Raw genomic sequence first — 13,120 nt, 5'->3', positions numbered from 1 at the left:
AGGGTTGTGCAGGCAGGCTCGAAACGTGCGTACCCCATCGGAATCCACATCGCCGCTGCCGATCCTGGTGCGGCGGACGGCGAATGCGCTGCGGCCGATTGTGACCCGCTATCGGCTGCTGATCGCTCTCAAAGCCGCCATCGGCGTGACGGCTGCCTGGCTGATCGGGAGGCTGCTTCCCATGCCTCTGGATCAGTACGCGTATTACGCTCCGCTCGGCGCCCTCCTCGGCGTCGCGCCGACGGTCGTGAGTTCCCTGCGCACGAGCTTCGAACTGCTGAGCGGTATTGCGATCGGCCTCGTGATCGGGTGGAGTCTCGTCGCCCTCGGCTGGCCCTGGTACGTGCGTGCACCGCTCGCGGCCGGGCTCGGCATGCTGATCGCCGGAGTGCGGAAGCTCGGGGAAGGGCGCGTGTACGTCGCGATCGCCGGTGTCTTTGTCGTGATTCTGGGGGCCGGCGACCCCGAATCGTATGTCGCCGGGTACATCGCCCAGTTCGGGCTCGGGCTCGCCGTCGGCACCCTGGTGAATCTGATCTTCATCCCCCCGCTCGCGTTCGGGTATGCGCGTGCCCGAGTCGCCGAGTTGAAGACCGACCTCGCGGCTTCGGCCGACGATCTGGCCGAAGTGCTGGGGGCCGAGTGGCCGCCGGATCGCGCGGACTGGCTCGACGAGGCGCGTCGGCGGCAGCGTTACGTCGACGAAGCCGAAGCGATGGTACAAGAAGCTCGGGAGAGCGGGTTCGCGAATCCGCGTGCGCTGTGGCGACGCGACGACGCGAGCGGTGATGACGCCGACATCGAGACGCTGCGCTACGTCGGGCTGCGTATCGCCGACATCGCCGATGCGCTGAGCGGGGCGATGTGGCAACGGCCGGTCTCCGTTGAGATTCCGCCCGATGCGCTAGAAGTGCTCGGGGAAGCACTGCATGCCCTCGCGGAATACTTGCGCGCGTGGAACACCGGCATCGAGCTTGAGGCTACCCGTGCGGCAGCTGCCGCCGAGGTCGCTGCGGTGGGGGAGGTATTCATGCGCGCGCCGGCCGAATCGGGATTCGGCACGATCGTGTTCGCGCTGCGTGCCTCGCTCGGGCGCATCGATGAGCGCACGGCCGGCGATAAGTAGCGTCCGTGCCCGCGTCGCTGTGCTGCGTACGATCGGGGTAACTTTGGTCCGGTCTCGAGATCGAATCGCGGCCGACAACTGGTCTGAAGTTACCCCAATCGCAGCAGAGGCGGGGCGGCAGAGCGGGGCGGCGGCAGAGCGGGGCGGCGGCAGAGCGGGGCGGCGGCAGAGCGGCGCAGAGCGCCCCGCCAAACTACGCCGAGGCGGCGATGCGCACCGACTCCAGCTGCTCGGCGCGCGTCGGCGCCACGTGCACGGTGACAAGTTCATCGACGTCGGCGAACTTCGCGAACGCCTCGAGCTCTTCGCGCACGCGAGTGGCACCGCCGATCGCGGTGTACTGCATCATGCCACGGATCTCCCGGCCAGCCGGAGTGTCGATGAGTTGGGACGCCTCGTCGGAGGTGAGCTCCTGCTCGCGACCGCGTGAGAGGAAACGGCGCACGCGATCCACCTCGGCGCGAGCGAACAGCGTTTCGGCCTCGGCGTCGCTGTCGGCGGCGACCACGTTGACGCCCGCGCTGGCGTAGGGCTCGGGGTGCGCCGCGCTCGGCACGTAGTGGCTGCGATAGTGGTCGATCGCCGACTTCAGCGCCTGCGGGGCGAAGTGCGAGGCGAACGAGTAGGGGAGCCCGTACTGCGCCGCGAGGCTGGCCCCGAACAGGCTGGACCCGAGGATTGTGAGGGGCACTCGCGTGCCGCGGCCGGGGTAGGCATTGACGGCGGTGCGCGGCAGCTCGTCCGAGAAATAGCGCTGCAACTCGGCGACGTCGTTCGGGAAACTCTCGGCCGCCTCGTATGTGCGCCGCAGCGCGCGGAACGTGGCGCCGTCAGAGCCCGGTGCCCGGCCCAGCCCGAGGTGGATGCGCCCGGGGTGCAGCTCGGCGAGCGTGCCGAACTGCTCGGCGATGACGAGCGGCGAGTGATTCGGCAGCATCACGCCGCCGGCGCCGAGCCCGATGGTGTGCGTCTGCGAGGCGATGTGCGCGATGAGCACCGACGTCGCGCTCGAAGCGATCGACGGCATGTTGTGGTGTTCGGCGTACCAGATGCGCGTGTAGCCGCCGGACTCCGCAAGCTGCGCGATCTCGACCGAGTGGCGGAACGCGTCCGCGATGGTGCCATCCGCTTCGACGGTGGCGAGGTCCAGAATCGACAGCGGGGTTGCACTCATAGTGAATGCAACCCCGCTGTCGGTGGGTCTATTCCGCCCGTGCGGCGGAGCGCTCGCGTTACTCGGCCGGGTCGATGATCGAGAGCAGCAGGTGGCCGTTCGACACGGTCTGGCCGACCGGCGCGTCGACGCCCGCGACGATGCCGGAGCGGTGCGCGTAGATCGACTGCTCCATCTTCATCGCCTCAAGCACCACGATGAGATCGCCCTCGGCGACCTCCTGGCCCTCTTCGACCGCGAGCTTCACGACGGTGGCCTGCATCGGTGCGGTGACGCTGTCACCGGCCGACGCCGCGATGCCGGCGCCCTTCGCGCGGCGCGGCGCGGGCCCGCGGGTGACCTCTTGGTCGACGAGCGGCAGGAGTGTCGCGGGCATGGTGACCTCGACACGGCGACCCTCGACCTCGACGGTGACGGTGCGGCGCTTCGCATCCTGAGCGATCGGGGGCACTTCGCCCTCCCACGGCTCGATGTCGTTGTTGAATTCGCTCTCGATCCAGAGCGTGTAGACGCCGAAGGTGCCGTCGGGTGCCGTGAATGCGGGGTCGCGCACGATCTTGCGGTGGAACGGCAGCACTGTGGGCAGGCCCTGGATCTCGAACTCGTCGAGTGCGCGGCGCGAGCGCTCGAGCGCTTCCTCGCGCGTCGCGCCGGTGACGATGAGCTTGCCGAGCATCGAGTCGAACGCGCCCGAGACGACATCGCCCGAGGTCACGCCGGTGTCGATGCGCACACCGGGGCCCGACGCGGGCTTGAAGAGCGAGACGGGGCCGGGGGCGGGCAGGAAGCCGTTGCCCGGATCTTCACCGTTCAGACGGAACTCGAAGGAGTGGCCGCGGGGCTCGGGGTCGCCGTACTCGATCACGCCGCCCTCGGCGATGCGGAACTGCTCGCGCACGAGGTCGAGACCGGTGACCTCTTCCGAGACCGGGTGCTCGACCTGCAGGCGCGTGTTGACCTCGAGGAACGATACGGTGCCGTCTTTCGCGACAAGGAACTCGCAGGTGCCGGCGCCGACGTAGCCGACCTCCTTCAAGATGGCCTTCGACGCCGCGTAGAGCTTCTCGTTCTGCTCGTCGGTCAGGAACGGCGCGGGCGCCTCTTCCACGAGCTTCTGGTGACGACGCTGCAGCGAGCAGTCGCGGGTCGAGACGACAACGACATTGCCGTGCGCATCGGCGAGGCACTGCGTCTCGACGTGGCGGGGCTTCTCGAGGTACTTCTCGACGAAGCACTCGCCGCGGCCGAAGGCGGCGACGGCCTCGCGCGTGGCCGATTCGAAGAGCTCGGCAACCTCGTCGCGCTCGTAGGCGACCTTCAGACCGCGGCCACCGCCGCCGAAGGCTGCTTTGATGGCGATGGGCAGGCCGACCTCATCGGCGAACGCGAGCACCTCGTCGGCGTTCTGCACGGGGTCGCTGGTGCCGGCGGCGAGCGGGGCGCCCACCTTTTCGGCGACGTGGCGGGCCGAAACCTTGTCGCCGAGGCGCTCGATGGCGTCGGGGCCGGGGCCGATCCAGGTGAGGCCCGCGGCGATGACGGCACGAGCGAAGTCGGCGTTCTCCGCGAGGAAGCCGTACCCGGGGTGCACGGCGTCGGCACCCGAGCGACGAGCGACGCCCAAGATCTTCTCGATGACGAGGTAGGTGTCGGCGCTGGTGGTGCCGTTCAGTGCGTAGGCCTCGTCGGCGAGCTGCGCATGGAGCGCGTCGCGATCCTGATCTGCGTAGACGGCGACCGAGGCGATGCCGCTGTCTGCGGCGGCTCGGATGATGCGGACGGCGATCTCACCGCGGTTGGCGATGAGCACTTTACGAATGCGCGACATGAGGTACAGCCTATTCGAGCACTGCGGTCATCCCTTGGATATATCGCACAAACCTTTTCGCGAAACGTTACCGACGGCCACAGCGGGGCCGAATGTCGGTGCCGCCCCATAGGGTGTTGGCATGGACGTCGCGATGACTCTGGCCGAACGCCAACGCCGCACCGTGCTCCGAGGTGGCGGATGGTATCTCGCGGGGGCGGCGGTGATGCTCGGCTGGTTGCTCGCGTGGCTCATCGCGCTGCCGCGACTCTCTCCCGAGGTCATCGCGCAGACCTCGCTCTTCCATCTCGTGGCGACCGGAGTCATGCTTGTCGGGTTCGTGATCGGGCTGGTACTGCTGCTGCGCGATCAGCAGGCATTCGCCCCGCGGCTCGCAGCGTCGCTGTCTGCCGCCCCGGCTGCGACTGCCCCGGTTCCGGCGAAGCTCGTGCGCGTCGTACCCGCTCGCGGCAAGCGCATGGTGCACCAGCTGCTGTACGCCGTGCACACGGAGCGCGGGGTCGAACCCGTCGCACTCGCCTTTCCCGCGGCCGCGTTGCCCCCACAGACCGACTCCGGCGCGTGGTTGGTCATGGACCCGACCCGACCCGACATCGCCCACTACGCGACGCTCGCCGACCCGGCGCAGCACGCCACGGCGCTCCAGGATCCGGCGCTCGCTCGGCTGACCCGAGTGCAGCGCGGGCTCGCGATCCCGGGCCGGGCGTATCTCCCGCTCGTGTACGTCGGGCTCGGGGTGGCCGCACTCGCGTTCGCAGTGTTCACGATCTGGTTGACTGCTGCGGCGTCATAAAGGGTGTGGAATCGGAGCGCATCCCGATAATCTGTGAATCGTGGCCGCGGATGGGCGGCTGCAGTGCAGACCCGATGGAGGATCCCATGGCCAGCAAGAACGAACTCGACGACCTGCTCAGCCAGGTTCCCACCGCCGACCTCGCCGCCAAGTTCGGAGTCGATGAAGCCACCATCGATGCGGCTGTGCGCCAGGCGCTGCCGGGTCTCGTGGGCGGCCTCGCCGTCAACGCCAGCGACGAGCAGGGTGCGGCGAAGCTTGCCTCGACGCTCGAGAAGCACGCTCCGCAGGAGGGCACGATTTCGCTCGACGCGATCGATGAAGCCGATGGCGAGAAGATCGTGAAGCATGTGCTCGGCGACAAGAAGGACGATGTCGCGCTCGCTCTGGGCTCGAACTCGGGCAACTCGGTGATCTCCGGCCTCATCCCGCAGCTGCTCCCGCTCCTCGCTCCGATCGTGCTCCAGTTCCTCTCGGGCAAGGTCGGCGGCCAGACCTCGACCGTCGCCACGAATGGCGGCGGCGGCCTCGGCGGCGTGCTCGGCAACCTGCTCGGCGGCGTGCTGGGCGGCGGCTCGGGCAACGCCCAGCAGTCGTCGGGCGGCGGCTTGGGTGATCTGCTCGGCGGCGTGCTCGGCGGTGGCTCCGATTCGAAGCAGTCTTCCGGTGGCGGCATCGGTGATCTGCTGGGCGGCCTGCTCGGCGGCGGCTCCGATTCCAAGCAGTCTTCAGGCGGCGGTCTCGGCGATCTGCTCGGTGGACTGCTGGGCGGCAAGAAGTAGCCGAACCCAGTTCAGAGTGACCAGCGAGAGCGGCTCCAGCACGGCCCGGAGCCGCTCTCGCTACACTGGCACCGTGGTGAATCCAGAGATCCAAGGCCGGGTGTACCCGTCGACTGCGCCGTACCTCGTCGGCCGCGAGAAGGTGCGCGAATTCGCACGAGCCGTGCACAGCGCGTCGCCGCTGCATCATGACCCCGAGGCGGCCCGAACCGCTGGCTACGCAGACGTGGTGGCACCGCCCACCTTCGCGGTCGTGGTGCAAGAGGGCACGCTCGCACAGCTGCTTGCCGACGACGAGGCAGGCGTCGACTTCTCCCGCGTCGTGCACGGCGACCAGCGCTTCACCTACTCACGCCCGATCGTCGCCGGTGATGAGCTCACTGCGACGCTCACGATCGCGGCAGTGAAGCAGCTCGGCGGGCACTCAATGGTGACCGCGTCGAGCGACGTGGTGGACGCCGATGGCGCGCACGTCGTCACGGCGATCTCCACGCTCGTCGTTCGCGCCGAGGAGGAGCACGCATGACCGCCGTAGATTTTTCTCAGCTCACCGTCGGTGACGTCGTCGCCGAACGCGAGATCACGCTGACCCGCGACCACCTCGTACGCTACGCGGGCGCCTCGGGTGACTTCAACCCGATCCACTACCGCGATGACGTCGCGACCTCGGTGGGGCTCCCCGGCGTGCTCGCACACGGCATGCTCACGATGGGCGTCGCGGGCTCGGTCGCCACCGACTGGCTCGGCACCGCCGGGCACGTCGCCGACTTCCAGTCGCGCTTCACCCGACCGGTTCCCGTCGATGCCGTCGCCGGTGCGACGCTGACGGTCACCGCGACGATCGGTGCCCTCGATGCCGAAGCCCGCACCGCACGCCTCGATCTGAAGGTTGTGTTCGACGGCGCGACGGTGCTCGGCAAGTCGCAGCTCGTGGCGGCGTTCGCGTGATCCTGCCCGAGATCGGACCCGAGCCCGCGGGCGACGGCACCCCGTTCTCGCAGCTCACGACCATGCGCGTCGGCGGCCCCGCCGAGCGCGTGCTCGTCGCGCACGAACTGCAGGAGCTCGTGGCGTTCGCGCAGGGGCTGTGGGATACGGACGAGCCGTGGCTGCTGCTCGGCGGCGGGTCGAACACCGTCATGCACGACGATGGCTTCCCGGGTACGGTGCTGCTCGTGCGCACCACGGGCATCGCACCGGTGGAAGACGACGCACTGCCCGAGGGCAAGATCCGTCTGCGGGTGCAGGCCGGGCACGACTGGGATCACCTCGTCGCCGCGTGCGTCGAGAACGGCTGGTCGGGCATTGAAGCGCTCTCGGGCATCCCCGGTGCTGCGGGTGCGGCTCCGGTGCAAAACATTGGCGCCTACGGCCAAGAGCTCTCGGACGTGCTCCACTCGATCGAGTTCCTCGATCGCGACCGTGGATACGCCCGGCGCATCCCCGCCGCAGATCTCGGGCTCGCGTACCGCGACTCGGCGATCAAGCAGGGGCTCGAAGGCGTCGTGCTCTCCATCGACATCGTGCTGACCGTGGGTGAGGTGGGCCCCGGGCGCCGGGCGCACGCCGCCCCCGAGGTGCTCTCCGAGCCGATCGCCTATGCGCAGCTGGCCGGCGCGCTCGGCGTCGAGGTCGGCGATCGGGTGCCGATCCGCGATCTGCGCGATTCCGTGCTCGGCCTGCGCGCATCCAAGGGCATGGTGCTCGATCCTGATGACCACGACAGTTGGAGCTCGGGCTCGTTCTTTACGAACCCGATCGTGACTGAGCGCTTCGCCCATGAGCTGCCCGAGAATGCCCCGCGCTTTCCGCAGCCGGTGCCCGAGGTCGCGGATGCGGTGACGACGTTCGAGGAGCTCGAGGCGGGGTACCCGATTCGCGTGCCCCAGGCGACGCCTGAACGCATGGTGAAGCTGTCGGCCGCCTGGCTCATCGAGCACGCCGGGGTGCAGCGGGGCTTCCGCCTGCCCGGGTCGGGTGCAGCGATTTCGTCGAAGCACACGCTCGCCATCACGAATCGCGGCGGCGCCACGGCACACGATGTTGCCGAGTTGGCGCGCTTCGTCGTGCAGCGGGTACAGCAGGAGTTCGGCGTGATTCTGGCGCCCGAGCCCAACCTCTACGGCCTCGAGCTGTAGCCGAGACCATGCGGGTCCAGGTCGTCGGGCAGGGTCGCATGGGCGCCGCGCTGCATCACGTGCTGCGCGAGGCCGGCGTCGACATGCTGCCGCTGGCCGGGCGCGGCGCGACGGGCCGTGATGCCTCTGGCCATGTGGCCGACGTCGTGTTGCTCGCGGTGCCCGACGCCGAGATCTCCGCTGCGGCAGTGCTGATCGAGCCCGGCCCGATCGTCGCGCATCTCTCCGGTGCGACGACGCTCGCACCGCTCGCACCGCACGAGCGCTTCAGCGTGCACCCGCTGCTCTCGGTGACGGGAGCCGAGACGCGGTTCGCAGGTTCCTGGGCAGCGCTCTCGGCGGCCGGAGCGCGGGCGCACGCCGCAGCGATCTGGCTCGCGGGGCAGCTTGGCCTGCGCACGTTCGCAGTGAGCGATGCGGATCGCGCGGCCTATCACGCGTCGGCGTCGATCGCGGCGAACTTTCTGGTGACGCTCGAAAGCGTGGCTGAGCGACTCGCATCGACGGCCGGGGTGCCGCGAGAGGCACTGATACCGCTGGCACGCGGGGCGCTCGACAACTGGGAGTATCTCGGCGCCGTCCGCGCATTGACCGGCCCGGTCGCGCGCGGCGACGAAGCAACAATCGCACGGCAGCGTGCCGCGGTGATGGAGCGCCTGCCCGACGCCCTACCGCTGTACGATGCGATGGTGGCCGCGAGTCGAGAACTGGCTGCGCAGCACGACGACACGACGGGGCAGCCGACCGGCGCTCGAGACCAGACCGAGGAGACCCAATGAAGATCGTGCGCACGGTGCGCGAACTGCGTGAGCAGGTGCGCAATGCGCGGGCTGCGGGATCGCCGCACGTCGGGCTCGTACCGACCATGGGCGCGCTCCACGAGGGGCACCTCTCGCTCGTGCGCGCGGCGCAGCAGGCCGGGGGCCTCGTGGTGCTGTCGATCTTCGTGAATCCCAAGCAGTTCACCGAGGCGTCCGACCTCGACGCCTATCCGCGCCAGGAAGAGGCCGATGCGGCGCTCGCCGCAGGCGCGGGCGTCGATGTGATCTTCGCCCCCGACGCGACGGAACTGTACCCCGGCGGGTTCGCGACGAACGTGCACGTGGGCGGCCCGCTGACCGAGACCCTGGAAGCCGCCGGCCGTGGGCCCGAGCACTTCGACGGCGTTGCGACGGTCGTGTCGAAGCTGCTCATCGCCGTCGGTCCCGACGCCGCCTACTTCGGGCAGAAAGACGCGCAGCAGCTGTTGGTCGTGCGCCGTATGGTCGCCGACCTCGGGCTGCCCGTCGAGATCGTCGCCTGCCCGACGGTGCGCGACGACGATGGGCTCGCGAAGTCGAGCCGCAACGTGCGCCTGAGCGCTGAAGATCGCGCACGGGCTCTTGCGATCCCGCGCGCCCTCGAAGCCGCCGAAACCGCGCTCGCGCTGGGGGAGACCGGCGTTGCCGCGCTGCACGCCCGCGCCGCCGCAGTGCTCACCGCTGCGGGCATCGAGCCCGAGTACCTCGCGTTCGTCGACACGGCGGCACTGGCGCCGCTCGACACGATCGAGGCGCCCGCGCTGCTCGCCATCGCCGCGCGCGTGGGCGCGGTGCGGCTCATCGACAACACGCTGCTGACTCCGCCGACTGCTGATGGGTTCGGCGATCCACCCGCCCTGCATCACCCCCGCCCCGAGGAGCACTGACATGCCGAAGGTTTCGATCCCTGCGCTCGCCGAGAAGCGCGCCGCCGGCGAGCCGATCGTCATGGTGACGGCGTACGACTACCCGGGTGCGCGCGCCGCCGAGCGGGCGGGCGTCGATATGGTGCTCGTCGGCGATTCGGGCGCCCAGGTGGTGCTCGGCTATGACTCGACCGTGCCCGTGACCACCGACGAGATGCTGGTGCTCGCCCGCGCCGTGCGCCGCGGCACCGAGACCGCGTTCATCGTGTGCGACGTGCCGTTCGGGTCGACCGAGGTCTCGGATGAGCAGGCGGTCGAGACCTCCATCCGGTTCGTGAAGGAGGCGGGCGCCGATTCGGTGAAGCTTGAGGGTGGCTCGGAGTCGCGCCTCAGCCGCATCCGCGCGATCGTTGCGGCGGGTATCCCCGTGGTGGCGCACCTCGGGCTCACCCCGCAGACGGCGACCGCGCTCGGCGGCATGCGCGCGCAGGGGCGCACCGGTGCGAGCGCGGCGAAGCTCGTGCGCGAGGCCCGCGGCGTGCAAGAGGCGGGTGCCTTCTGCCTCGTCGTCGAGGCCGTGCCCGCCGAGATCACCCAGCTGCTGCGCGGCGAACTCAGCATCCCGATTATCGGCATCGGGGCGGGCGACGCCGACGGGCAGGTGCTGGTGCTCAATGATCTGCTCGGGATCACCGAGAGTCACACCGCGAAATTCGTGAAGCGGTACGGCAGCGTCGGCGACGACTCAGTGGCCGCCATCGAGGCGTACGCGGCCGAGGTGCGCTCGCGCACCTTCCCCGGCCCCGAGCACTGCTACGCCGCGACCGACGAGGCGATCGCGGCGGCGCGGGCCGAACTCGGCGAGTAGCGCGCCGGCTACCGCGCGAGGCTGATCGCGGGCGAGGCGAGCGCCCCGACGCGATCGAGCCCAGCGCGCAGGTCGCGGATGAGGTCGTCTGCCGACTCGAGCCCGATCGAGAGGCGCAGCAGCCCCGGAGTGATGCCGAGGCGGTCGTTGATCTCGTCGGTGAAGGTCGCGTGCGTCGAGGTCAGCGGGTGGATCACCATCGAACGCGTGTCGCCGATACCGGTCATGCGCGAGAACACGCGTACCCCGTTGACGAAGGCGCGGGCGCCCTCGACACCGCCGCGCACCGTGACACCGAAGATCGAACCGGTGCGACCGGAGTAGTCGCGCAGCGCGATGTCGTGCAGGGCGTTCGATGGGAGCCCGGAGTAATCGACCGATTCGACCTCGGGCTGCTCCTCAAGCCACGCGGCGATGCGCAGCGACGACTCGACGTGGCGCTCCATGCGCAGCGACAGCGTCTCCATGCCCTGGTGCAGCAAGAAGCCGTTGAACGGCGACAGCGACGGTCCGATGTCGTTGACTACGGCCTCGCGCGTGGTGCGGGCGTAGGCACCCGTGCCGAAACGGTCGAGCATCGAGCCCAGCCCGGGTCGCGGGGCGTTCGTGATGAGCGGGTAGGCGCGACCGGCGCGCTCGGCGGCCTCCCAGTCGAAGTTGCCGCCGTCGACGAGTGCGCCGCCGACCGCAGCGCCGTGGCCGGTGAGAAACTTCGTCGTTGAGTGCACCACGATGTTCGCGCCGTGCGCGAACGGGCGGATCAGCGCGGGCGTGCCGATGGTGTTGTCGACGACGAGCGGCAGGTGATAGCGCGCGGCGACGGCTGCGATGAGGCGCAGGTCGGTGACGTCGTTGCGCGGGTTCGGAATCGTCTCGGTATAGATCGCCTTCGTGTTCGGGCGAATCACCCGATCCCACTCGGCGTCGTCCGCCGCATCCCAGACATAGTCGACGTCGATGCCGAAACGCTTGAAACTGCGACCGAACAAGATGCGGGTGCCGCCGTAGATCGAGGCGGTCGAGACGATGTGATCGCCCTCCTGTGCGAGCGTGAAGAGCGCTGCCGAGATCGCGGCCTGTCCGCTCGACACCGCGACGGCTGCGCTGCCGCCCTCGAGTGATGCCAGGCGCTCCTCGGCAACCGAGTTCGTCGGGTTGCCCTGGCGCGAGTAGATCGGATCGGTCGAGCGACCTGCGAAGCGGTCGACCTGGTCGTCGAAGTCATCGAACACGTAGCCCGCCGACATCGCGATCGGCGGTACCCGCAGACCGGTGTTCAGATCGGGGTACTCGCCGGCGTGCACCTGGCGGGTATCGAAGTCGAAGCCCTCCCAATCGGTGACGGGCTGTGCAGTGTCGAGGGGCTGGTCGCTCATCGGGTGGCCTCCAGGTCGAGGGCGGGCAGTGACGTTTCGGATGCGGCGGGTCCCGCGGTGGCAGGCGCCACGGGAGCGGGGAGGATCGACGAGACGCGATCCACCGCCGCTCGAATGGTCTGAGGCGCGCAGGCGAGGTTGATGCGCACGTGGCCGGCTCCGCCGTCGCCGAAGAAAGCGCCGTCGTTGAAGGCGACGCGGGCATCGTGCAAGATGCGGGAGTACGGATCGTCGCCGAGGCCGGCCGCTCTGAAATCGAGCCAGACGAGGTAGCCCGCGTCGGGTCGAGTGACGCGCACACCGGGCAGCTGCGCAGCGACGAGCTGCGTCAGCAGCGCGAAGTTCGCCTCGATCTGCGCGATCGCGCGGTCGAGCCAGTCGCGGGACTCGGTGAACGCGATCGTGTTCGCGTGCAACCCCAGAATGCTCACGCGAGTGACCGCCTCGGGCGGCAGATGGTTCAGCACGGTGTTCGCGCGCTCATCGGCGGCGACGAGCACGGCGCACTTCGCACCGGCGAGGTTCCAGGCCTTGCTCGCGGACAGCGTGGTGACGGCGAGCGCTCCAGCGGCGGCCGCGAGCGGCGCGAACGGTGTGAACTGCGCCCCCGTGAAGGTGAGCGGGGCGTGAATCTCGTCGGAGACGACGAAGACGTCGTAGGCGGCGGCGAGGCGCGCGAGCTCCGCCAGATCGGCCGCAGAGTGCGCGAGGCCGTGCGGGTTGTGCGGGTTGCAGAGCACGAAGGCGTCGACCCCGTCTTCGCTGGCGAAGGCGCGCTCGATCGCGTTGAGATCGAGGCGCACCGGTGCTGCGAAAACGACGGGATCATCACCCGTGCGGTGCCCCGCTGGGTCTGCCGCGAGCGGCACCTCGATAACCTCGAACGGCACCTCCTCGAGCATCTCGAAGAATCCGGGGTAGGTCGGCGTCGGAATCACCAGGCGCCCGCCATCTGGTCGGCCCACGCGCAGCGCCTCGACCACTCCGGTGGCGACATCGGTGACGATGTGCACGTGATCGTGCGGCACGTGCCAGCCCCAGCGATCCTGCGCAAACCGCGCGAAAGCGGGCGCCAGAATACCTGGCTGGTCGAGGTAGCCGAGATCGGAAGCCTCGACGCGCTCGATGATCGACTGACGCACCTCGGGAGCGATCGCGAAGTCCATCTCGGCGACGAACAAGGGGAGCACGTCTTCAGGGAATCGGCGCCACTTGATGCTGGTGCGCTGCGCGCGCAGCAGGTGCGGGTCGAGCTCGGTGAACGGAACGCCGGAGGGATCGACGGTGGTCGTCGCAGTACAGTCGGCGTCAGTCATGCATCCATGCTCTCGCGCGTCGCACGGCGGCGCGAGTCGGGAGGTAATGGGCC

The 13,120-nt window shown here is 69.4% G+C and carries 13 protein-coding genes; 9 read left to right on the top strand and 4 right to left on the bottom strand.

What is annotated here, in order from left to right:
* Positions 1-25 precede the first annotated feature (25 nt).
* On the top strand, positions 26-1,126 hold the full coding sequence (locus tag CH42_RS07395) for an FUSC family protein (RefSeq protein ID WP_053352570.1): 1,101 nt from the start codon (positions 26-28) through the stop codon (positions 1,124-1,126).
* A 193-nt stretch (positions 1,127-1,319) separates the two neighbouring features.
* Here CH42_RS07395 and CH42_RS07390 read toward each other — a convergent pair whose 3' ends face one another.
* On the bottom strand, positions 1,320-2,300 hold the full coding sequence (locus CH42_RS07390) for an LLM class flavin-dependent oxidoreductase (protein WP_053352569.1): 981 nt from the start codon (positions 2,298-2,300) through the stop codon (positions 1,320-1,322).
* 58 nt (positions 2,301-2,358) lie between these two features.
* Complete coding sequence (locus CH42_RS07385; protein WP_053352568.1) at positions 2,359-4,128, bottom strand: acetyl/propionyl/methylcrotonyl-CoA carboxylase subunit alpha; 1,770 nt, start codon at positions 4,126-4,128, stop codon at positions 2,359-2,361.
* Between the two features lie 121 nt (positions 4,129-4,249).
* Between CH42_RS07385 and CH42_RS07380 the strand changes: the two genes are divergently transcribed.
* The 8 genes from CH42_RS07380 (at position 4,250) to panB (ending at position 10,375) form a co-directional block, all read left to right on the top strand.
* Positions 4,250-4,921 carry a hypothetical protein gene (locus CH42_RS07380; protein WP_053352567.1) on the top strand — a complete coding sequence of 224 codons (672 nt, stop codon included), beginning with the start codon at positions 4,250-4,252 and terminating at the stop codon, positions 4,919-4,921.
* An 86-nt stretch (positions 4,922-5,007) separates the two neighbouring features.
* Positions 5,008-5,703, top strand: coding sequence for a DUF937 domain-containing protein (locus tag CH42_RS07375; protein WP_075205288.1), 696 nt, complete (start codon positions 5,008-5,010; stop codon positions 5,701-5,703).
* 73 nt (positions 5,704-5,776) lie between these two features.
* Positions 5,777-6,229 (top strand): FAS1-like dehydratase domain-containing protein, encoded by a 453-nt coding sequence (locus tag CH42_RS07370; protein WP_075205298.1) that lies wholly within the window; start codon positions 5,777-5,779, stop codon positions 6,227-6,229.
* Entirely contained in the window at positions 6,226-6,651 is a 426-nt protein-coding gene (locus CH42_RS07365; RefSeq protein WP_053352566.1) for a MaoC/PaaZ C-terminal domain-containing protein, read from the top strand. The genes CH42_RS07370 and CH42_RS07365 overlap by 4 nt, the downstream gene beginning before the upstream one ends.
* A complete protein-coding gene (locus CH42_RS07360) occupies positions 6,651-7,841 on the top strand; it encodes a UDP-N-acetylmuramate dehydrogenase (protein ID WP_075205297.1) in 1,191 nt (396 codons plus the stop codon). Before CH42_RS07365 ends, CH42_RS07360 begins: the two co-directional genes overlap by 1 nt.
* Before the next feature lie 8 nt (positions 7,842-7,849).
* Entirely contained in the window at positions 7,850-8,620 is a 771-nt protein-coding gene (locus CH42_RS07355; RefSeq protein WP_053352565.1) for a Rossmann-like and DUF2520 domain-containing protein, read from the top strand.
* Complete coding sequence (gene panC, locus CH42_RS07350) at positions 8,617-9,528, top strand: pantoate--beta-alanine ligase (RefSeq protein ID WP_053352564.1); 912 nt, start codon at positions 8,617-8,619, stop codon at positions 9,526-9,528. Before CH42_RS07355 ends, panC begins: the two co-directional genes overlap by 4 nt.
* Position 9,529: 1 nt before the next feature.
* Positions 9,530-10,375 carry a 3-methyl-2-oxobutanoate hydroxymethyltransferase gene (gene panB / locus CH42_RS07345; protein ID WP_053352563.1) on the top strand — a complete coding sequence of 282 codons (846 nt, stop codon included), beginning with the start codon at positions 9,530-9,532 and terminating at the stop codon, positions 10,373-10,375.
* Positions 10,376-10,383: 8 nt separating this feature from the next.
* On the opposite strand, the gene CH42_RS07340 is transcribed toward panB, so the two are convergent.
* Positions 10,384-11,751: an O-acetylhomoserine aminocarboxypropyltransferase/cysteine synthase family protein gene (locus CH42_RS07340; protein ID WP_053352562.1), complete on the bottom strand. Its 1,368-nt coding sequence runs from the start codon at positions 11,749-11,751 to the stop codon at positions 10,384-10,386.
* Positions 11,748-13,067 carry a MalY/PatB family protein gene (locus CH42_RS07335; protein ID WP_082309342.1) on the bottom strand — a complete coding sequence of 440 codons (1,320 nt, stop codon included), beginning with the start codon at positions 13,065-13,067 and terminating at the stop codon, positions 11,748-11,750. The genes CH42_RS07340 and CH42_RS07335 overlap by 4 nt, the downstream gene beginning before the upstream one ends.
* Between the last annotated feature and the right edge of the window lie 53 nt (positions 13,068-13,120).

The sequence above is a fragment of the Leucobacter musarum subsp. musarum genome (genome assembly GCF_001273845.1).
GTDB classification, from domain to species: domain Bacteria; phylum Actinomycetota; class Actinomycetes; order Actinomycetales; family Microbacteriaceae; genus Leucobacter; species Leucobacter musarum.
This window is presented reverse-complemented; position numbering and strand designations above follow the sequence as displayed.

Bases quoted from the DNA above. Each gene is read 5' to 3' on its own strand.
- CH42_RS07365 (WP_053352566.1), top strand. From the start codon at position 6,226: ATGACCGCCGTAGATTTTTCTCAGCTCACCGTCGGTGACGTCGTCGCC.
- panB (WP_053352563.1), top strand. From the start codon at position 9,530: ATGCCGAAGGTTTCGATCCCTGCGCTCGCCGAGAAGCGCGCCGCCGGC.
- CH42_RS07355 (WP_053352565.1), top strand. From the start codon at position 7,850: ATGCGGGTCCAGGTCGTCGGGCAGGGTCGCATGGGCGCCGCGCTGCAT.
- CH42_RS07390 (WP_053352569.1), bottom strand. From the start codon at position 2,300: ATGAGTGCAACCCCGCTGTCGATTCTGGACCTCGCCACCGTCGAAGCG.
- CH42_RS07340 (WP_053352562.1), bottom strand. From the start codon at position 11,751: ATGAGCGACCAGCCCCTCGACACTGCACAGCCCGTCACCGATTGGGAG.
- panC (WP_053352564.1), top strand. From the start codon at position 8,617: ATGAAGATCGTGCGCACGGTGCGCGAACTGCGTGAGCAGGTGCGCAAT.
- CH42_RS07385 (WP_053352568.1), bottom strand. From the start codon at position 4,128: ATGTCGCGCATTCGTAAAGTGCTCATCGCCAACCGCGGTGAGATCGCC.
- CH42_RS07375 (WP_075205288.1), top strand. From the start codon at position 5,008: ATGGCCAGCAAGAACGAACTCGACGACCTGCTCAGCCAGGTTCCCACC.
- CH42_RS07380 (WP_053352567.1), top strand. From the start codon at position 4,250: ATGGACGTCGCGATGACTCTGGCCGAACGCCAACGCCGCACCGTGCTC.
- CH42_RS07335 (WP_082309342.1), bottom strand. From the start codon at position 13,067: ATGACTGACGCCGACTGTACTGCGACGACCACCGTCGATCCCTCCGGC.